Origin of the sequence: Pasteurella bettyae CCUG 2042 (genome assembly GCF_000262245.1) — a bacterium.
GTDB lineage: Bacteria > Pseudomonadota > Gammaproteobacteria > Enterobacterales > Pasteurellaceae > Basfia > Basfia bettyae.
This window is the reverse complement of record NZ_AJSX01000007.1, coordinates 142,391-165,859: the sequence shown is the minus strand read 5'-3', so window position 1 is coordinate 165,859 and position 23,469 is coordinate 142,391. Positions and strand designations below refer to the sequence as shown.

The 23,469-nt window shown below is 33.7% G+C and carries 20 protein-coding genes; 5 read left to right on the top strand and 15 right to left on the bottom strand.

Annotation, left to right across the window (positions count from 1 at the left end; translation table 11 throughout):
* Positions 1 to 220 precede the first annotated feature (220 nt).
* From ftnA (HMPREF1052_RS01975) to mukF, 7 genes are all read right to left on the bottom strand, one after another.
* Complete coding sequence (ftnA, locus tag HMPREF1052_RS01975) at positions 221 to 721, bottom strand: non-heme ferritin (RefSeq protein WP_005759084.1); 501 nt, start codon at positions 719 to 721, stop codon at positions 221 to 223.
* 18 nt (positions 722 to 739) lie between these two features.
* Positions 740 to 1,234 (bottom strand): non-heme ferritin, encoded by a 495-nt coding sequence (gene ftnA / locus HMPREF1052_RS01970; protein ID WP_005759253.1) that lies wholly within the window; start codon positions 1,232 to 1,234, stop codon positions 740 to 742.
* Between the two features lie 988 nt (positions 1,235 to 2,222).
* Entirely contained in the window at positions 2,223 to 3,647 is a 1,425-nt protein-coding gene (gene sbcB / locus HMPREF1052_RS01965) for an exodeoxyribonuclease I (RefSeq protein WP_005759175.1), read from the bottom strand.
* 103 nt (positions 3,648 to 3,750) lie between these two features.
* Positions 3,751 to 4,617, bottom strand: a complete 867-nt coding sequence (locus tag HMPREF1052_RS01960; protein WP_005758794.1) for an EamA family transporter — start codon at positions 4,615 to 4,617, stop codon at positions 3,751 to 3,753.
* Between the two features lie 92 nt (positions 4,618 to 4,709).
* On the bottom strand, positions 4,710 to 9,206 hold the full coding sequence (gene mukB / locus HMPREF1052_RS01955; RefSeq protein WP_005759248.1) for a chromosome partition protein MukB: 4,497 nt from the start codon (positions 9,204 to 9,206) through the stop codon (positions 4,710 to 4,712).
* Complete coding sequence (mukE, locus tag HMPREF1052_RS01950) at positions 9,206 to 9,934, bottom strand: chromosome partition protein MukE (RefSeq protein WP_005759149.1); 729 nt, start codon at positions 9,932 to 9,934, stop codon at positions 9,206 to 9,208. The genes mukB and mukE overlap by 1 nt, the downstream gene beginning before the upstream one ends.
* A 103-nt stretch (positions 9,935 to 10,037) precedes the next feature.
* A complete protein-coding gene (gene mukF, locus HMPREF1052_RS01945; RefSeq protein WP_005758814.1) occupies positions 10,038 to 11,375 on the bottom strand; it encodes a chromosome partition protein MukF in 1,338 nt (445 codons plus the stop codon).
* A gap of 195 nt (positions 11,376 to 11,570) precedes the next feature.
* On the opposite strand from mukF, the gene ttcA reads away from it, so the two are divergent.
* On the top strand, positions 11,571 to 12,506 hold the full coding sequence (ttcA, locus tag HMPREF1052_RS01940) for a tRNA 2-thiocytidine(32) synthetase TtcA (protein WP_005758879.1): 936 nt from the start codon (positions 11,571 to 11,573) through the stop codon (positions 12,504 to 12,506).
* A gap of 40 nt (positions 12,507 to 12,546) precedes the next feature.
* Here the strand turns inward: ttcA and HMPREF1052_RS01935 are convergent, their stop codons facing one another.
* The 5 genes from HMPREF1052_RS01935 to HMPREF1052_RS01915 form a co-directional block, all read right to left on the bottom strand.
* Positions 12,547 to 13,026, bottom strand: coding sequence for a C40 family peptidase (locus tag HMPREF1052_RS01935; RefSeq protein ID WP_005758978.1), 480 nt, complete (start codon positions 13,024 to 13,026; stop codon positions 12,547 to 12,549).
* A 74-nt stretch (positions 13,027 to 13,100) separates the two neighbouring features.
* Positions 13,101 to 13,397, bottom strand: a complete 297-nt coding sequence (locus HMPREF1052_RS01930) for an integration host factor subunit alpha (protein WP_005759135.1) — start codon at positions 13,395 to 13,397, stop codon at positions 13,101 to 13,103.
* Positions 13,398 to 13,401: 4 nt separating this feature from the next.
* Positions 13,402 to 15,789, bottom strand: a complete 2,388-nt coding sequence (pheT, locus tag HMPREF1052_RS01925) for a phenylalanine--tRNA ligase subunit beta (RefSeq protein ID WP_005759095.1) — start codon at positions 15,787 to 15,789, stop codon at positions 13,402 to 13,404.
* 71 nt (positions 15,790 to 15,860) lie between these two features.
* Entirely contained in the window at positions 15,861 to 16,850 is a 990-nt protein-coding gene (pheS, locus tag HMPREF1052_RS01920) for a phenylalanine--tRNA ligase subunit alpha (RefSeq protein ID WP_005759105.1), read from the bottom strand.
* A 224-nt stretch (positions 16,851 to 17,074) separates the two neighbouring features.
* Positions 17,075 to 17,416: a YegP family protein gene (locus HMPREF1052_RS01915; protein WP_005758813.1), complete on the bottom strand. Its 342-nt coding sequence runs from the start codon at positions 17,414 to 17,416 to the stop codon at positions 17,075 to 17,077.
* 220 nt (positions 17,417 to 17,636) lie between these two features.
* On the opposite strand from HMPREF1052_RS01915, the gene HMPREF1052_RS01910 reads away from it, so the two are divergent.
* Both HMPREF1052_RS01910 and HMPREF1052_RS01905 read left to right on the top strand, forming a co-directional pair.
* Positions 17,637 to 17,990 (top strand): type II toxin-antitoxin system RelE/ParE family toxin, encoded by a 354-nt coding sequence (locus tag HMPREF1052_RS01910; protein ID WP_331271006.1) that lies wholly within the window; start codon positions 17,637 to 17,639, stop codon positions 17,988 to 17,990.
* Positions 17,974 to 18,276 carry a HigA family addiction module antitoxin gene (locus HMPREF1052_RS01905; RefSeq protein ID WP_005759133.1) on the top strand — a complete coding sequence of 101 codons (303 nt, stop codon included), beginning with the start codon at positions 17,974 to 17,976 and terminating at the stop codon, positions 18,274 to 18,276. Before HMPREF1052_RS01910 ends, HMPREF1052_RS01905 begins: the two co-directional genes overlap by 17 nt.
* Here HMPREF1052_RS01905 and HMPREF1052_RS01900 read toward each other — a convergent pair.
* Positions 18,236 to 18,967: a TIGR01621 family pseudouridine synthase gene (locus tag HMPREF1052_RS01900; RefSeq protein WP_005759093.1), complete on the bottom strand. Its 732-nt coding sequence runs from the start codon at positions 18,965 to 18,967 to the stop codon at positions 18,236 to 18,238. The genes HMPREF1052_RS01905 and HMPREF1052_RS01900 overlap by 41 nt on opposite strands.
* Before the next feature lie 30 nt (positions 18,968 to 18,997).
* Here HMPREF1052_RS01900 and cls point away from each other — a divergent pair, with 30 nt between their 5' ends.
* Entirely contained in the window at positions 18,998 to 20,458 is a 1,461-nt protein-coding gene (gene cls, locus HMPREF1052_RS01895; RefSeq protein ID WP_040596183.1) for a cardiolipin synthase, read from the top strand.
* A gap of 38 nt (positions 20,459 to 20,496) precedes the next feature.
* Positions 20,497 to 21,141, top strand: a complete 645-nt coding sequence (locus tag HMPREF1052_RS01890; protein WP_005759023.1) for a histidine phosphatase family protein — start codon at positions 20,497 to 20,499, stop codon at positions 21,139 to 21,141.
* Positions 21,142 to 21,199: 58 nt separating this feature from the next.
* Here HMPREF1052_RS01890 and folC read toward each other — a convergent pair whose 3' ends face one another.
* On the bottom strand, positions 21,200 to 22,525 hold the full coding sequence (gene folC / locus HMPREF1052_RS01885) for a bifunctional tetrahydrofolate synthase/dihydrofolate synthase (RefSeq protein WP_005758903.1): 1,326 nt from the start codon (positions 22,523 to 22,525) through the stop codon (positions 21,200 to 21,202).
* 37 nt (positions 22,526 to 22,562) lie between these two features.
* Positions 22,563 to 23,450, bottom strand: coding sequence for an acetyl-CoA carboxylase, carboxyltransferase subunit beta (gene accD, locus HMPREF1052_RS01880; protein ID WP_005759221.1), 888 nt, complete (start codon positions 23,448 to 23,450; stop codon positions 22,563 to 22,565).
* Positions 23,451 to 23,469: the final 19 nt, after the last annotated feature.

The window sequence follows — 23,469 nt, the reverse complement described above, 5'->3', positions numbered from 1 at the left end:
TATCTTAATTGTCGCTTTTACATATAAGACTTGTACATATTCCAAAAATGATTCTAATGCCCAGATTATTCAGAAGTAGAATAGCGCTACAAAATACCACATTTATAAGGGGAGTACTAGTTTATTTTGACAATAAAAAACCGACAAAATTTATACTTTAATTCTTTACTAGTTACTTCAAGTTTCAGAGTACAAATTTGCTGTCGGTTTTTATTTACATTTATTTAGTTGCAGTGGCTAATTTTGCTAATTCCTGATCAATAAAGAATAAAGAACGACCTTCTTCACCAAGAATTTTAAATTTATCAAGAATGCTATTAAATAATTTTTCTTCCTCATGTTGTTCAGCTACATACCATTGTAAGAAATTGAAAGCAGAGTAGTCTTTTTCTTCAAATGTTGCAGAAACTAATTCATTAATTTTACTTGTAATAAATAACTCATGTTGATAAGTTGCTTCCATTACTGCTTTTAATGATGTAAATTCATGAGGAGGCGCATCAATTGTATCAATAATAGCTAAGGCACCTGTTTCATTTAAGTAAGTGAATAATTTACGCATATGTTCCATCTCTTCAGCTGCATGATCTGATAAAAAAGCAGCAGCACCTACATAACCTTTTTGATCACACCAAGCACTCATTTGTAAATAAAGATTAGAAGAGTAGAATTCTAAATTCATTTGATCATTTAATAACTTAACTACATTTGCAGATAACATTTTAATTCCTCCTGCTATTTATTCTAAATCTAAATTAGCTAATTCTTTATCAATTAAATAAAGTGAACGACCTTCTTCACCAAGAATATTAAATTTATCAATTATGCCATTGAATAATTTTTCTTCTTCATGTTGCTCTGCTACATACCATTGTAAAAAGTTGAATGTAGAGTAGTCCTTATGTTCAAAAGTCACTTCGACTAATTCATTGATTTTTGAAGTCACTAACTTTTCATGTTTTAATGTAATTTCAAATATTTCACGTAAAGAATTAAATTTATGCTGAGGTGCTTCAATTTTACCTAATAAAGGTAGCCCACCAGTCTCACTTATATATGTGAATAATTTCTGCATATGTTCCATTTCTTCATCTGCATGACGTAATAAAAATGCTGCAGAACCTTCATAACCATGTTTTGAACACCACGCACTCATTTGTAAGTAGATGTTTGATGAATAAAATTCTAAATTAATTTGTTCATTTAACTTATCAGTAATAGCTTTTTTTAACATAGAGATTTCCTTTTTAAAACGGATTAAAAATTAACCATAAATTTAAAATACATTCTATACATTTTTTTTACACTTGCAATTAATATTTTAACTTAAGTTATTAATTTTTATGATATTTTTAATGACAATCATTATTATTAAAAATATCCATAAGAATGATTATCAGCACTATAATTGATTGATAAGTAGTCGCATTTATAATGAGTTGACTTATTAATTATGTGACGTTGTCATTTGTATTTTATAGTATATAAATATGTATAGAAAATATAATGAATAGGGAAGATAAAATAAAACAATATAGTGTAAATAGAGATGCTTTTATTGGTTATTTGCAAATTCAGAATCCATAAGAATATGGATGTATTAGTCATTATAATCGGTCAATATTTTTTAAAATCTAATTCATAATAGGCTTCATACAGTTTGATTTTTTACGTAGCGTTATCACAATTAACAAATAAACATATCAAAAAGTACAATATTAAATAATAACTGTCATTAAGTCATAAAATCTCATTCAATAAATTTCTATCCTTTAAAAAAATAATCATTGAAAATTTAGATCATTATTATTTCACATCATAGTGTGAAGATTAGGGTATTTATTTGTGACATTACAATTTATTTATTTAACATAATATACATTATGCGAAGTTAGTTACAAAGTTAGGAAATACTACGTAATAAATAAATCACATAGTTATACACAGCATTAAAATACTATTTATTCAATACATACCTGGCTATTTAAGTGCTTTAATATCTATTTGAAATGTTTTTTCAACAGGCAAAAATTATTTGTAAAGAAATTTTCAAGATGTTTTATGCTTATTTTGTACTGATTTATAAATAAAAAATAAGCCTCAAACTATTTAAGTTGAGGCTTTTTACATTATGATTTGATAACGCTACGCAAAATCTGAGATTTTAAACCTATAATTTATCAGTAAAATGAATTTAAATGATTCTATATTTATCTCGTTATTTAGCTTAACAGTTTCATTCCATATTCATATATATTTTGTAGCAATACTAATTTTTGAGGATTTTCGGAATATTCTTCAGCTAATCTTTGCAAGCTTTCAGTAAATTGTGTAGCTGATTTTTCTAATTTACGTTGACGATATTTTTGCCATTTTATTTGTTCAGCACGAGTTAATGTTTTATAAAAATGACGTGCTCTATAATGGAATAACAATTCATCAATTCTTTTATCTTCAAATGATAATCCTGAATTTGCTAATTTTTCAGATGGGAGATCTCGCAATATTGCCATATTGTTTTTATCAGCAGTATTGAAAAAACCATTATATAATTCTGTTTCTACATTGTCTGAGATTTCAAATTGACGTTCTTCAGTAAAGGTTTCTAGCACTTTCTCGCGTATATCTAGTGAATTGCGTAATTTTGCAAGATTTTCTAGACAATATGCTCGATTAATACCTAAGCGTTGTGCATTTTCAGGTAATAAAGTTTTGGCGGGCGCAACAATAGGACATTTATTGATATGAATAAGTTTTAATGGGACAGGTAATACCCCATTTTCTTCCAATTCAGCTTTCTTTGTATATAAATTTTTCTGTAATTCTACCGCACTTTTACTCAGTAGATCATCAATGTTAGCTGATAAATCACAAGCTATAACTGCATTTTGGTTAGTTGGGTGCCATGCAATAGGTGCCATCCAAGCTGTATTTCCTCGATAGTTGCCAAGCATTCCAGATACATGAACAATAGGAGTCATCTCCCCAGTATTAATAAGCTTCTCTACTTCTTTTTTACCTCTGTTTTCAAAGAAAAATTGAAATAATTTAGGTTGTTTTTGCTTAATCAATTTTGCCATTGCTATTGTGGCATATACATCAGCCATTGCATCATGAGCATTTTCATGTGCAATATCATTTTCTTTGGTTAGATTTTCTAATCTAAAATTTGGAACACCCTCTTCATCTACGGGCCAATTGATACCTTCTGGACGTAATGCATAAGTGGCTCTCACTAGATCTAATAAATCCCAGCGAGAATTGCCATTTTTCCAACTATATTCATATGGATCAATAAAGTTACGATAAAAGGTATACCTAGTCATTTCATCATCATAACGAATATTGTTATATCCCATGATACAAGTATTAGGCTTGCTAAATTCAGCAAGAATTTTAGCCGCAAATTCAGGTTCGCTAATCCCCTTTTCGTTACATTCTTGAGGTGTAATACCCGTTACCATAACGGCTTCAGGAGAAGGTAGATAATCATTTGTTTGTTTACAATAAAACATGACAGGGTCACTAATTATGTTAAAATCAGCATCTGTTCTGATACCTGCAAATTGAGCGGGACGATCTGAAGCTGGATTTACGCCAAAACTTTCATAATCATAAATAAAAAAGCTAAAGTCATTATTTGCCATAATTTTGCCTTTCTGTATCTGTATTGACTCCGTAAGTAATTTGTTGATTTAATTATATAAAAAAGGTGGACCTTTGCCCACCTTTGCTTTTACATTTATTCTATTAACTAAATAGTTTTTCTGCATAAAGTAAGATAATTGCGCCCAATCCTAACAATATCCCTACCCCATTAATTTTACTGATTTTCTCTTTAAATATTAAAGCACCAGTTAATGCACCTAAGCAAATAACGCCTAAATCCATACCCGCAAAAACAATGGTAGGTACATCACTAAAATATTGATGTGCTTTGATATAAAACAGAATATTAAAGAAGTTTAAGCAACCTAATATTATTCCACCGATGAAACTTGGTACTGTCCATTGAGTTCGTTTTACCATGAGATAAACAAACATAATTACACAAGCTAACACAAAGGAAATAAACAATGTCGTTGGGAATGCACCGCCCATTTTTGCAATCATTTTAAATAAAATTCCGCTAGTGCCATAACCTACCCAAACTAGCAACAAAAACAGTATTCCTTTTCCTGAATTTTCAATATTATTGGGTTTTGATAACAGGCAGAATAATGCAATAAATGCGACAATAACCCCAATAATTCTTAACTGACTTAAATTTTCATTAAATAAAAATACAGCAGCGACAATTTGCAGAAATAAAGCTAAGCGCTGTGCAGCATCGGCTCGAACAATGCCTGCATATTCTACGGCTTTAGACATAAAAATAAAAACGGTTGGTAATAAAATACCTAAAGTTAAAAATATAGGTTTAGCTTCACTTTCTACAAAAAACTCCGTAAAACCAAGTTCTTTAAAGTCAGGTTTTAGCAAAAAATAACAAAGGCTTATCGCAGCTATATAGTTAAAAGCGATAGCTTGCTCAATGACAATATTTTTCTTACGAGCAACTTTTAATAAAATGGATACAGAGACACTACAAAGAATAGCAAAAATAAGATTATGCATAAGCTTCCTTTTATGTTTTCTTAGTTGAGAATGATAAAAGTGCGGTCAAAAATTCGCATTTTTTAACCGCACTTTTGTAACGTGATAGAGAACTACTCTGTTGCACCAAATCCACGTAAACCAACAACATGAACATGCTCTTGGTTGCCAGAGATTTTACGCACTAATTTATAAGTTATACCTTTTTCAGGACTGATATTTTCAGGGGCGGCAATAATTAATTGCATGTCTAAACGACCACATAATTCAAATAGGGTTGAAATAGATTTACCATCTAAACGAGCAGCCTCATCTAAGAATAACAAACGGCAAGGCACAATATCTTTGGCACGAATACGACGGCTTTCTTCTTCCCAGCTTTGAACAACCATTAATAAGATTGACATCCCTGTACCAATTGCTTCACCTGTTGATAATGCACCACTTTCAGCACGTAACCAACCATCAGCGCCACGATATACTTCTACTTCAAGCTCTAGGTAATTGCGATAATCTAATAATTCTTCACCAATTGTTTGTGCTGTACGTTGCCCCATATCAATATGTGGATTTAAACGTTGGTAAAGTTTTGCAATAGCTTCAGAGAAGGTCATGCGATTATCGCTGAATAAATCTTGATATTCTTCCTGATTACCAGATAATGCATCTAATAACATAGCATGAGTATCACGAATATTTACCATTAATCGTACAGATTTAACTTGACCAAATGAAATATTTTGGAGACCTTGATTCAACATACGAATACGATTTTGTTCACGTTGAATTGTCTTACGCATAATATTAGCAACACTTTCGGAACTAATTGCCAATTTTTGTTCACGATTAGTTAACTCATCAGTTAAGCGAGAAAGCTCAATTTCCATTTGTTCAATTGCATCAATTGGATCATCTGTTTTAATGATGTCTTGACGAATACGCTCACGTAAATGTTGATAAACGGCAATAAAGAATCGGACTTTATTTTCTGGTTTACGGCTATCTTCTGAAACACGTAAGGTATCACGTAAATATTCATTATCAGCAACAGCCGTTCTTAATGAACCTAAAGCTTTATCTGACATTGAACGTAATTCATCTGCAGATAAATAAGCAAATTCACGACGATTTAAGCGTTTTTCTACATCGCTATTACGAGACAAACGTAATACCACACACCAACTTACTTTGGCAGCAACGACTAATTGGCGTTGAGTTTTATAATCTCGTTCTGCTTTACGAATACGACGAGATAAGTTTTCTGCCTCACTTTCAATTAAAGTTAATTGTTTTTCAATATAGCTACGACGTTGGCGAGCAATTGATAATTGTTGATATAATTGCTCCTTACGATTACGAGCTCGCTCTTCTGAACCTTCATCAGCTCTTACACCTAAGTCTACAACTTCTTGCGTTAACTCTTTAAGCATCTGATTTTTAGTTTCAAACGAGCTTTGTAATTGAATATAAAGTTGATTAAATTGTGCAAATTGCGCTTGTTTTTGACGTAATTGCTCACGTTGTTGTTCGCGTTGCGCTTGTAACTGTTCTAAACGTGCACGTAATTGTTCATTTAAATCATTAGTTTCTACTTGAACCGCATTTTCATAATTAAAATGTGTTTTACGATGAACAACATCTGCTAAAGCAAACATTTTTTGTTGTGCTTGTTTTTGTGATGTTATAGCTTGATATAAATCGTCTTTTAATCGGTTATAATTTTCTGGATCACTTTGTAATGTATTAGCAATAGGCTCTAATTGCGATAACATAGTGCCATTTTGACGAATAAATTGTTCATCCTGCTCAGCAACATCTAATTGTTCACGACATTCTTGAATACGATCTAATAGACTATCATCTGCTAATAAAGCTAATTGCGGAATCAATTTATTTAATAATTGCATTCTCTCTTTTGCTTTATCTAAGCGAATGCGAATTTGTTGTTCCCCTGTGCTGAAGTTGGTTAATTGACGGTCAATATCATTACGTTTTTGATTAATCTCACGCATAACCTCTTCAGGATTGGTTTGGAATGCTAATGCTAGATGTAAACCAACAAATTGACTAAATTGTTGATGTAATCGTTGGCATTTTTGTACATCAAAAGCACGTTGTGCATAATCTTCAACCACTTCATCACGTTGTGCCTCTAGTTCTTCTAAATGTTTTTCGCGTGCCGCACGACCAAATAATGGTACTTCAGGGAATTTAGAAAAACGCAGTTCACGCTCAGATACTTGAACGACTACACCATGCTCAAGCTCTTGAGCTGAAAATACATTATCATCAAATGCAGAAGGATCTCCTTCAATTAAATATAAATCATCAGGGCAATCATCTAATTGTGTTAATTGTTCTTTGACTACAGATAAATCACGAACAACAATAGCATGACGAGCTGGACCATATAATGCTGAGAAATATGGAGCATCCTCAATTGCAACATCATCATAAAGTTCTGATAATAATACACCGCCAAAACGTTCAGCTAATACATTTAAACGAGCATCTTCAGAACCATCTGGTTGGCTTAAACGAGAAATTTGTTCATCTAGTTGTTGACGTCTTTGTTCTAACTGATCACGTTGCATAGTCAATTCACGTTCTTTCTCTAGTTGAGATTGCATGAATTGCATAACATCTTGACTATTCTCAAATTGTTCACCACTTTGATCTTGTAAACGTTCTAAAGCGGCTTGAGCTGTTAACCAGGCAGGTGCTTTATCAGCATTTTCATTATAAAGTGCGGTCAATTGTTCACGTTTTTGACGTAAGGTTGAGCGTGTTTCAACTTGTTCTGATAATTCAACGGTTAGATCTTCAACAAGAACCTCTTGCTCTGCATGAAATTCTTCTAGCGCTTCTGCAGAGGTTAAATTTAATTCTGCACGTTGATTAAACTCTTTTAACAAGCGTTCTGCATTTTGTTGTTGAGCATAACGTTGTTCTAATTCATATAATTTTGCACGTAATTGAGGTGTTTGTTGAGCATGAATTTTTTGTGTTGGATATTCACGTAATAATTCTTTTGCACTCTCCCAAGCAGCTGAACGTGGTACTTCTCCTGCAATTTTACATACTAATTGATAAGCTTTATCAAATTGGGTTTTGGCAGCTTCAGAAATAGACATTTTATGTTCTAATTCAAGCACTTTATCTGTTAATGTCTCGGTTTGTGCTTTAAATTCATCATGATAAGCATCAATATTTTTCACTGATAGCTCTGCTAAACCACATAAAGCTTTCGCTTTCTCTAAAGCTTGAATTGCTTGCTGATATTGTAATGCTCGAGTTTGTTGGGCATCTAGTGCTTGTTGATAGTCGGCCAATTGTGAACGAATTTGGTCAACTTCATTTTCTAAATTTTCAAATTGAGCCTGGCTTTCTTCTAGCTGTTCATTTGCATTTTCCACCACGACTTTTTGTTCTTCTAGACGTTCTGTTAATTCAGACACATCTTCTTGATAACGCTCAATACGCTCTTGGTGACGTAATGCATTAAGAACTAAATTTAAGTGGTCTGATGCACTTTGGTGATCGACTTCTAATGTTTTTTCATTTTCAGTTAATTCAGCGGCTTCACGACTTAAATCAATTAATTTATGTTGTGATAAATCTTGTTCAGATTTTGCTGAATACCATTCTTTACGGAAATTTAAGGCAGACTCAATATTACCCTGTCTTTCATTAGCATTACGCATATAATCTGAAGCAACATAATTAGTCGTCTCAGTGATTAAATGTTTGAATAAATCACGATCAGATTGTGTCATCTTAATGGCTTCAAGAGTCATTCGGTTTTCACGTAAAGCACTTTCCATATCTTGGAAAGCCTTACGTACGCCTAAGTTTTCAGGCAATAAATATTCACGTAATGACTTAGTAATTGCACTTGAAATACCACCATATAATGAGGCTTCAATTAATTTATAGAATTTGCTTCGATCTGATGATGAACGTAGACGTCTAGGGATAATTCCCAATTCAAACATCATGCTGTGATAATCAGCAACAGAATGATATTGTTTAAATTGTGCACCTATTTCATCCATTTTATCTTTTAACTCAGTTAAATTCAGTACACGAGCTTGGCGTTCACCTAAAGCTTCTGTCAAAATATGCGTTGGATGAAATGACAGTTCTAATCCTTGAATAGAGAAAGTTTTGATATCAACTTTTTTATCACGACCAGCAATTTGTTGCAGACGCACACCGACTAACACACGTTGATGGCGAGAATTTACTGTATCAAGTACTGCATAACAAACCCCAGGACGTAATTTACCATGTAAACCTCGATCACGAGAACCACTAGTGGCACCTGCTTCTGTGGTATTACGAAAATGTAATAATGTTAAGTCAGGAATTAATGCGGTAACAAAACCAGCCATCGTGGTTGATTTACCAGCACCATTGCCACCAGATAAGGTGGTTACTAATTCATCTAAATCAAATGTACGTGCGAAAAAACCATTCCAGTTAATTAACGTTAATGAACGGAACTTGCCACGTTCGACAGTTGATTGAGCTAATACTGCAGTGGGAGCTGAAGTTTCTTCGATTTTTTCTTCCAGAAATTCATTTTCTAGTTCTAATTCTTCGGACATTATTCTTCGTCTCCTAACTCATCATTTAATTCATCTTCAAAATTTTCGTCAGATTTAACCGCACTTTGTTCTGTTTGTTGTAATGATTCTGGTGTTGCTGCTTCTCCATCACGAATTAAACGTAATTGTGCTTCACGAGCATCATCTCCTGCACGAACCTCAGCACCAAAACGAAATACTGATTCAGAAATAGTGAACTTGCCACTATTTTGTTCACCAACAGTGTAAATCATACCTAAACGACGTAAACGACTAATTGCGGCTCTCACTTTCTCAGCCAGTTTTTGCTTATCTAAATCAGAACCGCTGGAACGTTGATTGACAGCTTTGAGTAATTTACTTTCATCTGCAAGATTTAATAATTCATCATAGACTTCTTGTGTCGTGAAAATGCCTTGCTGTGCTAAGCGTTCTGGGCTTAGATATAAATAACACAACACTTTACCTACTAGCATTTCAAGTTCACTCAGAACTGAACGTGAAATCAACGTAGTTGCTTTAGGGCGTAAATAGAAAAAGCCTTCTGGGGCACGAATAAGTTCTACATTATAACGGCGATAAAAACCATCTAATTCATTTTGAAAATCGGCTAAAAATGAATAATTATCTAAATGTTCTTGGCTAATATGTCTGCCTGAACGTAATTGACTATCCACGTCAGGGAATAATGGATTGGCAATTGCTGCTGCGAGCTTAGGTGAAATAAGTTCTTGAAGATTGTCTGTCATTTTTTCTTCTCTGTGTTTAGGTGGTAACACCTGCTAAACTTTATCAATGATGTTTTACACCATTGAATTTATTCTAGAAATTTTGCAAAAATCAACCGCACTTTTAACGGTATTCATCAATGGTATTTGCTTGGACTTCCGCACCACGATGATTAATTTCTTGCCATTCAGGGTACTTACCCGATAAATCATCACTTGCCATACCAAGGCGTACGGCTTGGTCAACAATGATTCTTGCTACATCAAATTGACGAGCTAATGGATAACCGGCTAATTGATCATGTAATATTTTGCTTAAATTAATCGGACGATTATGTTCACGATACTCAATGAGTAAGTTTTGCATATAATCTACTATTTGATCATGTAAATCTGAAAGTTGTTCGAATTCTAACTCTGCTGGTAATTCACCTAGGGCATCTTCTGCACGTAATGCTAACTCTTCATCACGTAAATCCACTAAGCGTTCAGCTTGTGCTATCCATAAATACCATGGCATATCAAAGTAGTTACGAATTGAATTACGTAGGCGTTGTGAGAATACACGATTTTTATCCATATCAATAGCGGTACGAATAAACTTATGAACATGGCGGTCATAACCAATCCATAAGTCAATAGCTTGTTGTCCCCAGCTAATAATACGATCTAATTTTGCTTGTAAATCAGTAATGAGTTGTTCGATGAAATATAATTCATCATGACCAATTACACAGTCTTGAATACGTAATAATTGCTCTTGTAGCTTATCACCAGCTGCATTTAATGTATCTTGCAACTCACGTAGATTACCTGAAGTTTCATCTAACAAACGTTCACAACTAGCAATAGCCGCTTGCCAGTCTTTGGTTAAGAGTTCAGCAATTTCATCTTTGATGTTTTGTTGATTTTCATCCATTACACGTTGTGATAAATCGATACTATCGAAAATTTCTGCAACAGAATATTTAAGAGGCGCAAAAACATTACGACGCCAATAGAACTCATCACTATTTGATTCTACTCCTTCTTCTGCCGCTTCTGATGCACGTTGAATTTCATCAGCTACAATGGCTAATTGCACAGAAAGACGTAAGGCAGAAAATTCACGTTGACGGATATAATAATCAGATACACCAACACCTAATGGAGTTAAGCGGTAAATTGATAATCCTTCGGTAAATTCGCTACTAAAACGATTAAGAAAACGTTGTTTCACCAATTCATTAATCGCATTGTTTGCACGTGTTGAAATGGTATCCTGAGACTGTTCGAACTCATTCGATACATGACGGAAAATATCTACTAAATCAGATTCAATCATTTCGCCATCAAAGCGCTCATTATTATAAATAGCAATAGCTAATAAAAACGCTAAACGATCAGTGGACAAACTTAAAGAAAATTCTCGCTCTTTTGCCCAAGAAACTAATTCAGGAATTGTTTGTGATGTTTCAAGCATTAAGGTTTCTCACAACCAGTTTAAAATACATAAAAATTTTTTAAAGTATACAGTATTTTAACCATTCTTACAGCTTGAAATTATGACAAAAACTGAGTGATTTATCGTAAATAAATAATTTTTATTGGAAAATTTTTTATAAAGCCTTACTATACGCAGGTTTTTTGATATTTAACATGAATTTTAAGATAAAAAATGACTGAATTGACAACTCAACAAGAAAAAAAACAAGCTTATAACTTTAATAAATTACAGAAGCGTTTAAGACGCAATGTAGGAAATGCTATCGCTGATTTTAGTATGATTGAAGATGGCGACAAAGTGATGGTATGTTTATCTGGTGGCAAAGACAGCTATACGCTGCTTGATATTTTATTGAATTTACGCCATAACGCTCCTGTCCACTTTGATATTGTGGCAGTAAATTTAGACCAAAAACAACCTGGTTTTCCTGAACATATTCTTCCTCAATATTTAAAAAGTATTGGTGTAGATTACAAAATTGTTGAAGAAAACACATACGGAATTGTTAAAGAAAAAATCCCTGAAGGTAAAACAACTTGCTCACTTTGTTCTCGTTTACGCCGTGGTATTTTATATCGTACAGCAACAGAACTCGGGGCAACTAAAATTGCCTTAGGTCATCATCGTGATGATATGTTGGCAACATTATTTTTAAATATGTTTTATGGCGGTAAATTAAAATCTATGCCACCTAAATTGATCTCCGATGATGGTAAACAAGTGGTGATTCGTCCATTGGCTTATTGCAAAGAAAAAGATATTGAAAAATATGCTATTGCTAAACAATTCCCTATCATTCCTTGTAATTTATGTGGCTCACAGCCCAATTTACAACGTCAAGTGGTTAAGGAAATGTTGAATACTTGGGATAGACAATATCCTGGTCGCCTAGAAACGATGTTTAGTGCCATGCAAAATATTACGTTGTCACATATGTGTGATCCAAAACTCTTTGATTTTAAAGGTATTAAACAGGGACAAGTTTTAGATGGGGTTGAGGGTGATATTGCTTTTGATAAAGAAGAACTGCCAATTTCACCTTTACTTGATGATAATGAAATAGAAATTGAAGAAGAACAACTTATTCAATTTAAAGAAGTCTGTTAATTGACTATAAAATAAAAGCCACATAATTGTGGCTTTTAGACTAAATTCTTCTAGTTTGCCAGTAGGCATCCTTCCAATATGGATTATTCATTGAAGAATAAATTACACCACCTTTAGTTGAGGCGTGCAAAAATTTATTATCTTTTACATAAATTCCTACATGGTATCCATTAGGTCCACGTCCAGTTTTAAAGAATACAAGATCACCAGTTTGAATATTATCTAAATCTACTTCTCTACCATATTTAGCTTGTGCTGTAGTTGTTCTAGGTAATGCGATATTAAATCGATCCATGAAAGTAGTTTGCACAAATCCTGAACAATCTACACCATTTCTTGATGTTCCACCTAAAACATAAGGTGCTCCAGCCCATTCTCTTTGTTGCTCGCTCAATAATGTAATTACCATGATAGGATCATTTAATTGTCCTTTATAATTAATAGATGAGAAATTACTTGAACAAGCTGTTAATGTAGCAATAGAAAGTATTAAACAAAATTTTCTAAATGAAAAGCTCATAAAACTCTCCTGTATACAAATAAAGCTATCTATAATCCTCTTATAGATAGCTTTTATATTCATATTAGAAAAAATTAACTTTTCGGTTTGGTTTTTTCTACACGAGTACGTAATTTTTGACCTGGCTTAAATACCACAACACGACGTGCTGAAACAGGAACACTCTCGCCTGTTTTAGGGTTGCGTCCTGGACGAGATGATTTATTTCGTAATTCGAAATTACCAAAGCCAGAGAGCTTTACATCTTGACCTTGCTCTAAGGCAATGCGAATTTCTTCAAAAAAATCCTCTACTAAGGCTTTAGCATCTGATTTATTTAAACCATGTTTTTCAATTAGATTGTCTGCAAGTTCTATTTTAGTTAAAGTCATAAGTTTAATCTCTTAAGTAAGCATTAAAACGTTCTTTTAACTCGGATAATACAACAGAAATTACCGCATTAATATCATCTTCTTCCAAAGTTTTCTCAGTATCTTGAATAGTTAAACTAATTGCAAGGCTTTTATAGCCTTCAGGAACACCTTGACCTTGGTACACATCAAATAAATTAACTTGAGTTAATTTATTACCTGCTGCTTCACGACATGCATCAATAATATCGCTTGCAGCTACATTTTCCTCAACAACTAATGCTAAGTCACGTTTATTTGAAGGAAATTTAGAAATTTCTTTTGCACTAGCAACATTGCGTTCAGCAACTTTAGATACCAATAATTCACAAGCAAATGCTTTACCATTGATCCCTAATTTTTGTGCAACTATTGGGTGAATTTGACCAATATAACCAATTTCTTCACCATCTAATACCATTGCCGCTGATTGACCTGGATGAAACGCAGGAAATTCTTTCGCTACAAATTTAACACGGCCGCCAGCTTTTGTTAATGCTAAAAGGTTCTCAATGTTACCTTTTAAATCAAAGAAATCGGCTGGTGCTGTTTTAGTTGCCCAATGTTCATTTAAACGGGAGCCTGTCATCACAGCTGCAAACATTAATTCTTGACGAATACCGAATTCTGATTTTGCATTAGGAATAAAACGTAACCCTGTTTCAAATAAGCGAACACGGTTTTGCTGACGATTTTGATTATATACTACCGCACTTAATAACCCCGTCAATAATGAAACACGCATTGCTGACATTTCACTTGAAATTGGATTAGGTAAAATCCAAGCTTCTTGGTCTGGATGTAGAATGGATTGTAATTTTGGATCAACAAAGCTATATGTAATTGCTTCATGGAAATCATTATCTACTAATGTTGATTTAATACGTGATAATTCAAGCTCAGACTCACGATGTTCACGCATAGTTAAATGTGCTAAAGGTGCATTATTTGGAATGCTGTTATAACCATAAATACGAGCAATTTCTTCAATTAAGTCTTCTTCAATTTCAATATCAAAACGCCAACTTGCCGAAGTGACAGTCCACATATCATTTTCATAATGAACAGGCAAACCTAAGCGATGGAAAATTTCTGTCACTATTTCAGTTTCAATATGATGTCCTAAAAGTGAATCTAATTTGCTACGGCGTAATATTACTTCATTTAATTTAGGTAAATGTGGTTCACTTACTGCCTCACAAATTTCACCTACTTCACCACCGCAGATTTCAACTAAAAGTGCGGTAGCTCTCTCCATTGCTTTATGTTGTAATGCAAAATCTACACCTCGCTCAAAGCGGTGTGAAGCATCTGTATGTAAACCATATTGACGAGCACGACCTGTAATGGCTAATGGTGCAAAAAATGCGGCTTCTAAAATAACATCTTTTGTTTCTGTATTAACACCACTGGCTTGACCACCAAAAATACCAGCCATAGCAATTGGACCTTTTTGATCCGCAATAACTAAGGTATTGCTTTGTAATTTAGCCACTGAACCATCTAGTAACACTAATTCTTCATCATCTTTAGCTAAACGAACCTGAATAGGCTGAACCACTTTGTCCGCATCGAAAGCATGCATCGGTTGACCTAATTCAAGCAACACGTAATTGGTAATATCGACGATTGGATCAATAGAACGAATACCACAACGACGTAATTTCTCTTTCATCCATAGTGGTGTTGGTGCTTTTACATTCACATTTTTTACTGAGCGCAACAAATAGCGAGGACAAGCGTCTGGAGCAATAAGTTCAATAGCCACTTTCTCATTTGTTGTTACCGATACAGTGTTGATTTCAGGCTCAGTTATTGGCAATTGATTTACCACACCAATTTCACGAGCGATACCCGCAATACTTAAACAATCTGCACGGTTTGGTGTTAAGCTAATTTCAATTTCTTTATCATCTAAACTAAGATATTCACGGAGGTTCATACCGACAGGTGCATCTGTAGGTAATTCAATAATACCGCTATGATCTTCAGAAATGCCTAATTCGCTATATGAGCAAAGCATCCCTTCTGAAGGTTGTCCGCGTAATTTAGTTTTCTTAATTTTAAAATTACCAGGTAATACTGCGCCATCAGTTGCACAAGCGACTTTTAGACCTTGGCGACAGTTTGGTGCACCACAAACTATATCTAATAGTCGTTCACTACCAACATTAATTTTTGTTACACGTAATTTATCTGCATCTGGATGTGGAGCACACTCAACCACCTCACCTACAACAACGCCAGTAAAATCGCCAGCGACAGCTTCCACTCCATCTACTTCTAATCCAAGCATGGTGATTTGTTCACATAATTGCTCTGTATTGACAGCGGGATTTACCCACTCACGGACCCATTGTTCACTGAATTTCATTAATTCTATCCTTTATTTTGTATTCTTTTATTCTGCTCAGTTAGCGTAAACAATACGCTATTACACATTATTTATCTGAATTGTTTTAAGAATCGTAGGTCATTTTCAAAAAATGAACGTAAATCTGTTACGTTGTAGCGTAACATGGTTAAACGTTCAACTCCCATACCTACCGCAAATCCTGAATATTCATTTGGGTCAATACCTACATTACGTAATACATTAGGATGGACTATTCCGCAACCTAATACTTCTAACCATTTACCATTTTTGCCCATAATATCAACTTCAGCAGAAGGCTCTGTAAATGGGAAGTAAGATGGGCGAAAACGTACTTGTAAATCTTCTTCAAAGAATGCACGTAAGAAATCATAAAGCACACCTTTTAATTCGGTGAAATTGACTTTTTTATCCACATACAGCAATTCAATTTGATGGAACATCGGCGTATGAGTTTGGTCATAGTCATTACGATAAACTTTGCCAGGTACAATAATTCGAATAGGTGGTTTTTGTTTTTCCATAGAACGAATTTGTACGCCAGATGTTTGTGTGCGAAGCAATAAGTCAGGATTAAACCAGAATGTATCATGATCAGCACGTGCCGGATGATGTTTAGGAATATTTAATGCATCAAAATTATAGTAATCACTTTCGATTTCAGGGCCAGATTCAACAGAAAAACCTAATTCTGAAAAGAATTTTGTTACCCGCTCAATGGTTAAACTGACCGGATGTAAACCACCCAACTCAACTTTATGTCCAGGCAAACTTACATCAATACGTTCTTTTTCTAATTGTGCATTTAATGCTGCTTTTTCAAATTCTTCTTTTTTAGCATTTAAAATTTCTAATACTGTTTGTTTAGCTTCATTAATTTTTGCACCTAGTGCTGGACGTTCTTCGGCAGCAACATCTCGCAAGCCTTGCATTAACTGAGTAAAATGCCCTTTTTTTCCAAAATATTCAACACGAAATGCTTCCAGTGCATCTAGCCCTTTATCATGTAACATTTCTAGCGCTGAACGAGCTTGTTCAGTAATTTCTTTTAGGTTTTGCATACCCATCCTCTATTTACTTGTCTAATTTGATAAAATACTCCTTATAATAATACTAACTTATTAAAAAATCACGTTATTATTATGTAAATAGAGAAAATTTTACTGGAAATAACCGCACTTTCTTCTGTTGCTAAAAGAATTCAGCCATTCTATAAAGATAAAAAGGCAATCTCTATCGATTGCCCTTATTAAAATTCTATGTCAAAAACTCGACAATATACTATCTATGCCTGAGTTTTATCTTTAATTACTGTAGTGGCTGCATTTTTCATTACTGATTTAATTCCATTTTCAGCAGATGCCTTAGATGAATAGTATTCACTACGACCAATTTCTTGGTGATTTTGAGCTTTTAAAATAAAATAAGGTTCACCTTTTTTATTTTCTTTTAACTCAAAGTTTTTTTCAGTTACGCCATTTTTTTGTACAGAAGCAATACCATTTTCTACTGCTGCACAAGATTTATAAAGCTCGCTAGTTAGAATAACTTGGCTATTTGCCGCTTTTAAATTGAACATAAATTGTCCATCTTTAGCTAATTTTAATTCATACCAACCCAATGCCATTTTCTTTCTCCTATTGAAAAATCAAATAATTAAATATTAATTTGAGAAAAACTCTCAGAAACTAAGCATAATCTCTTATTAAATAAATTCAATATATTTTTTGACCTAATAGATATTTTTGTGTATATATATGCCATAATTTGTGATAGGAATCACAAATTATGGTCTAAACTGAAGCATTTGCATTCAGTTTAATTCAGTAAAAAAACACAGAATAGCCATGAATTCATTCTCGATGTTTACAATTCCTTTAAAATATGAGGTTTACTTAATGATAATTCATTTTGCGTGTAAGGATACACAGGAGTTATTTCAAGGTGCTCGTATCGTTCGTTTTATATCTTGTGAAAAGCAAGCGATGCGTAAGTTGCAACAACTAAATGCTGCTGCATCAATTAAGTTCTTAAATAAATTACCTAATAATAAACTAGATATTCTCGAAAATGATGAGGATGGGCAATACTCCATCAATATTAATGATGAATGGGTTTTAAATTTTACATGGAAACATAATGCTGCTGTAAATGTAAAATTGTTAGAACGTCATGGAGGTGAACATGAGCAACGCTTATAATTCACCTGTTCTTTTTGCTCATCCAGGAGAAATTCTTTATGAGGAATGGCTGAAACCTTTAGGCATTACTCAATTTGAATTATCCAAAGCAATTTTACTTTCTCCCAGAAAGATCAGTGAGATATCTACGGGGAAATGCCCTATTACTGCTAATATTGCCTTACGTTTAGGTGCATTTTTTGGTACTAATGCAGAAAGTTGGCTAAATTTGCAAAGCCATTACGATATGCAGAAAACTAAGCAACTCATTGAAGCTGATCTTCAATATATTTTAGACTTTCAGTAGAAATCATGTCTATTCCCCCTCGCTGTTTGAGGGGGAATTTAAGGGATTCTATTTTTTCAATAACAGATTCTTTTAGAAAATAAACACCCGTATTAGGAAAAGATTCTATTTCGAATAATTCGCCATGATAAGTGAATTCTAATTGGAAAGCATGTAAATAAGTGCGGTCAGCTTTTAGCAAATTTCCACCATATAACTCGTCCCCCCAAATGGGACTTCCCAAGCTTTTCATCGCAACACGTAACTGGTGAGTTTTACCTGTTTGTGGTTTTAAAATGAATAATCTCAAATTAGCTTCACAACTAACAGATTCAAATCTTGTAATAGCTGGATTATTTTTACTCTGACACAGTTTCCAAGCGCCTCTTCTCGCCTTCTCAAGATCACCAATAATCAATCCTTGTTTCTTTTTAGGTTTCTGTGTAGATAGTGCTAAATAAGTTTTACGAATTTGGTGTTTGGCAAATAGTTGTGATAATTCTGATGCAGCATATTCATTTAAAGCCAATATTAGCAATCCTGAGGTCACCTTATCTAAACGATGAACTAACCACAATTTAGGAACATTCAATTGTTTTGCAAGCTTTTGAACTAATCCGACTTCTTCATTATCCTTATGAACTGATACTTCATTTGGTTTATCAATAATGATAAAGTCAGGATGTTTATGTATAATTTTAAATTCTTGCATAAAATTCTCGGAAGTATAGTTAATATGAATATTAATTTAGAACAGATTATAGCATATATTGTGCCAGCAATAATGTGGGCTTTAATTGTCTCGATTACCATCAGACAACTTGTCAAAAAACAATCATCAGCGGCTATGCTTTCTTGGTTAATGCTTATTTATCTTGTTCCTATAGTAGGCATTTTAGCTTATTTGATATTCGGCGAAATTAATTTAGGTAAACGTCGTAGCAATATTTCTAAGCAGTTACTCCCCAAATATATGCTATGGTTTGCAAATTTAAATAAACAAAAAAAATTACTTATTGACTCAAGCCAATCTTCTATTGCCTACCCATTATTTGAATTAGCCCAACGACGTTTAGGGATTCCTTGTATTCAAGGGAATGAATTACATATCTTAGACACGCCAGAAAGCATTATCAAAAATATCATCAAGGATATTCAACAAGCCAAACAATCCATTAATATGGTGTTCTATATTTGGTCTAATGGTGGGCTAATTGATTTTGTCGAAACCGCACTTATTGAAGCCAAACAGCGTGGTGTAAATGTGCATATTTTATTAGATTCGGTAGGAAGCCGTGATTTTTTAAAAAGTACACATTGTAAGCAATTAATTGAGCAAGGCATTGAGATTGAAGAAGCTCTTCATGTGAATCTATGGCGAATATTTTTACGCAGAATTGATTTACGCCAGCATCGAAAAATTATTGTGATCGATAACCAAATTTCTTATACAGGAAGTATGAATATGGTTGATCCGGATTATTTTAAACAAGGCAGTAATGTTGGTAAATGGGTCGATATTATGGTGCGTATCGATGGGCCGGTTTCACCTGTTCTAAATGGCTTACATGCATGGGATTGGGAAATGGAAACTCAGCAAGAATTAGAGGTTCCCCTACCGTCTCAACAAAGATTGCCTATGGAAAATAACAATATCCATGCAGTTCAGGTTTTAGCTACAGGTCCTGGGCTACCTGATGATTTAATGGTACAATCTCTTGTGACTGCAATTTTTTCAGCAAATCAAAGTATCACTATTACAACGCCATATTTTGTACCCTCACAAAATATTATTGATGCTTTAGAAATTGCAGCACTACGAGGAGTTAATGTATCACTCATTTTACCAATGGAAAATGATTCTTTAATGGTTAAATGGGCAAGTCGAAATTATTTTGATACATTATTAAAAGCAGGCGTTAAAATTTATACGTTCACACAAGGACTCCTACATACAAAAAGTATCCTTATTGATAACCAGCTTGTTATGGTAGGCACAGTAAATATGGATATGCGAAGTTTTCATTTAAATTTTGAAGTTACTCTTCTGATAGAAGATCAGGTCTTTGCAAATGAAATTTCGTTACTCCACGAAAATTATATGAATGAATCAGAACTTATAGATGAAAATATATGGTTCAATCGATCAGTTATTACTAGAATTATTGAAAAATTATTTTTCTTATTTAGCCCCTTGTTATAATAAGAAAAATTAATCTAAAGAAGTAAAAAGGATATCTAATGAAAAAAGAACTTCGTCTCTATCTTATTCGCCATGGACGAACCCTTTGGAATGATCAAGGGCTGATGCAAGGTTGGGGGAATTCTGCTCTAACAGAACAAGGTATTCGTGGAGCAAAACTTACGGGCAAAGCATTAGCAAATGTGCCTTTTATTGCTGCTTATTCAAGCTGTTTACAACGCACAATTGATACTGCCAATCATATTTTGAGCCATCGTGATGTGCCATTATTTCAACATCAAGGTTTAAATGAACATTTTTTTGGTTCTTGGGAAGGTGTAAGTACAGAAACCATTCGACACACAGAAGAATTTCAGCAAATGCTCCATGATCCTGTGAATTATATGGCTCGTACTAATGGTGGTGAAACTTGGGAAGTTTTTACAAACCGTGTGATTAAAGCGATCCAAGATATTATTAAAATTCACAATGAAGGCAATATATTAATTGTATCTCATGGACATACAGTTCGTTTGTTGATGGCATTATTTGCGGGTTCAACTTGGCAAAATCACCGAGAGGAAGGTCGTAGTGTTTCTATGTTAAATACTGCAATTAATATTGTCAGATATGTTCAACAAGATAATGAATCTGAAGGACAATTTATTATTGAAAAAATTAATGATGACGAACATTTAAAATAGCACTAAAAAAGTGCGGTTAAAAATTTCAGAAAATTTAACCGCACTTTTTATATAAAAATTAGAGTAATTCTAAAAACCCTGTGACTGTAACAAAAGAACCAAAGATTAGTACAATGTCATTTTTATTAGTTTCAGAAATTGCCTCTTTAATACCTGATTCAATAGAACTATTGCCTTTTCCATCAATAGCAAGCTGATTTTTATCTGCTAGTTGTTGTAATTTAGCAAATAAATCTTGACCTGATTGCCCTCTAGGTCCTTCTAAGGTGACACAATGCCATCGATCAATAATAGATAATAAAGGTAATAATACCCCATCGGCATCTTTATCTTTTAATACGCCACAAACTGCGGTAATTTTTTGAGAATTTTTTGATTTTATTTCAATTAATTTGCTAGCAAGATAACGTGCTGCATGAGGGTTATGCCCGACATCAATAATAATTCTCGGTAACTCTTCTATTGGACGATTTATTAAACTTGCAATAGGTTGCAAATGTTCTACTTTAATAGTTTGAAAACGACCTGTTAACTCTACTTCTTGCAATGATTTTCGAATTATTTCTTCTGATATTACAAAAGGCAGATATTGTACTACAGCAAGAGCTGTCGCTGCATTTTGTATTGGAATAGAACAAATCGGTAAATTTTCGAAATTTCTATTTTGATTATGCCAATGCCAACGATTATGTTCAGCGGAATAAAACCAGTCTCTATCTCGACAAGATAACTGACAATGTAACTTTTCAGCATGCGCTAATATAGAATAGGGAATATCAGGTTCACCAATAATTACTGGTTTGTTTGTCCGAAAAATACCAGCTTTTTCAAATCCGATTTGTTCTCTTGTTGAACCTAAAAAATCAACATGATCAATATCAATACTAGTGATAACTGCGATATCACTATCTACAATATTAGTGGCATCTAAACGACCACCTAATCCAACTTCTAGAATGACTACATCTAAATTAGCTTGTTTAAATAAATACAATGCAGATAAAGTACTAAATTCAAAATAAGTTAAAGATTCTTTTTTATGTTGTTCAATATAGGCAAATGATTGTGTGTGAGAATCATCAGGTAAATCTTGATTTTGAATACGAACACGTTCGTTATAGCGTAATAAATGTGGTGAAGAATAGACACCAACACGTAAGCCAGAATTGATAAGAATAGTTTCTAATAAACGACAAGTGGTGCCTTTACCATTTGTTCCACCTACGGTAATCACAAAAGGGGCGGGATTAAGAATATCCAATTCTTTTGCAACAGCTGTGATACGTTCTAAACCTAAATCAATAGATTTAAAATGACTATTTTCTAAATAAGAAAGCCACTCATCGAGTGATGAAGTGGCTTGTAAATTATGATTATTTTGCATTAGCTAATGCCTAACTATGTTTTGATTCGTTAATGTTTTATTCTGATACTAATTCAGCTTCAGAAACAAATGGTGATGGTTTATTCATTAATTTGCTTAATAAGCTTGCTAATGTATCACGCATCTCTGCACGTTTTACGATCATATCAATTGCGCCATGTTCTAATAAGAACTCAGCACGTTGGAAACCCTCTGGTAATTTTTCACGAACGGTTTGCTCAATAACACGAGGACCTGCAAAACCAATTAATGCTTTTGGTTCAGCAATATTGATATCACCTAACATAGCAAAACTTGCAGATACACCACCTAATGTTGGATCCGTTAACACTGAAATAAACGGCACCCCTTGCTCACGCATTTTAGCTAAAACGGCACTGGTTTTTGCCATTTGCATTAATGAGAAAAGTGCTTCTTGCATACGAGCCCCACCACTAGCAGAGAAACAAATAAATGGGCAGTTTTTTGCTATTGCATCTTCCGCAGCTGCCACAAATTTAGCACCAACGACAGAACCCATAGAGCCGCCCATAAATGCAAAGTTAGATGCTGCTGCAACAACAGGTAATCCATGTAATGTTCCCGTCAAAACGATAAGAGCATCTTTTTCACCTGTTTCTTTTTGAGCGGTAGTTAAACGATCTTTATATTTTTTTAAATCACGAAACTTAAGAATATCTTTAGGCTCTAACTCCGCCACTAATTCTTGTACACCTTCACTATCAAGTAGCACTAATAAACGTTTACGAGCATCAATTCGCATATGGTGCCCACATTTAGGACACACTTCCAAGTGACGAGTGAGTTCATCACGATATAAAACTTGTTCGCAAGATGTACATTTTGTCCAAACCCCTTCTGGTACGTTTGCTTTATGAGAATTAGAAATGGGGTTTTTACTAAAAATCTTATCAATCCAGCTCATTTTTAACCTTATTTATGAT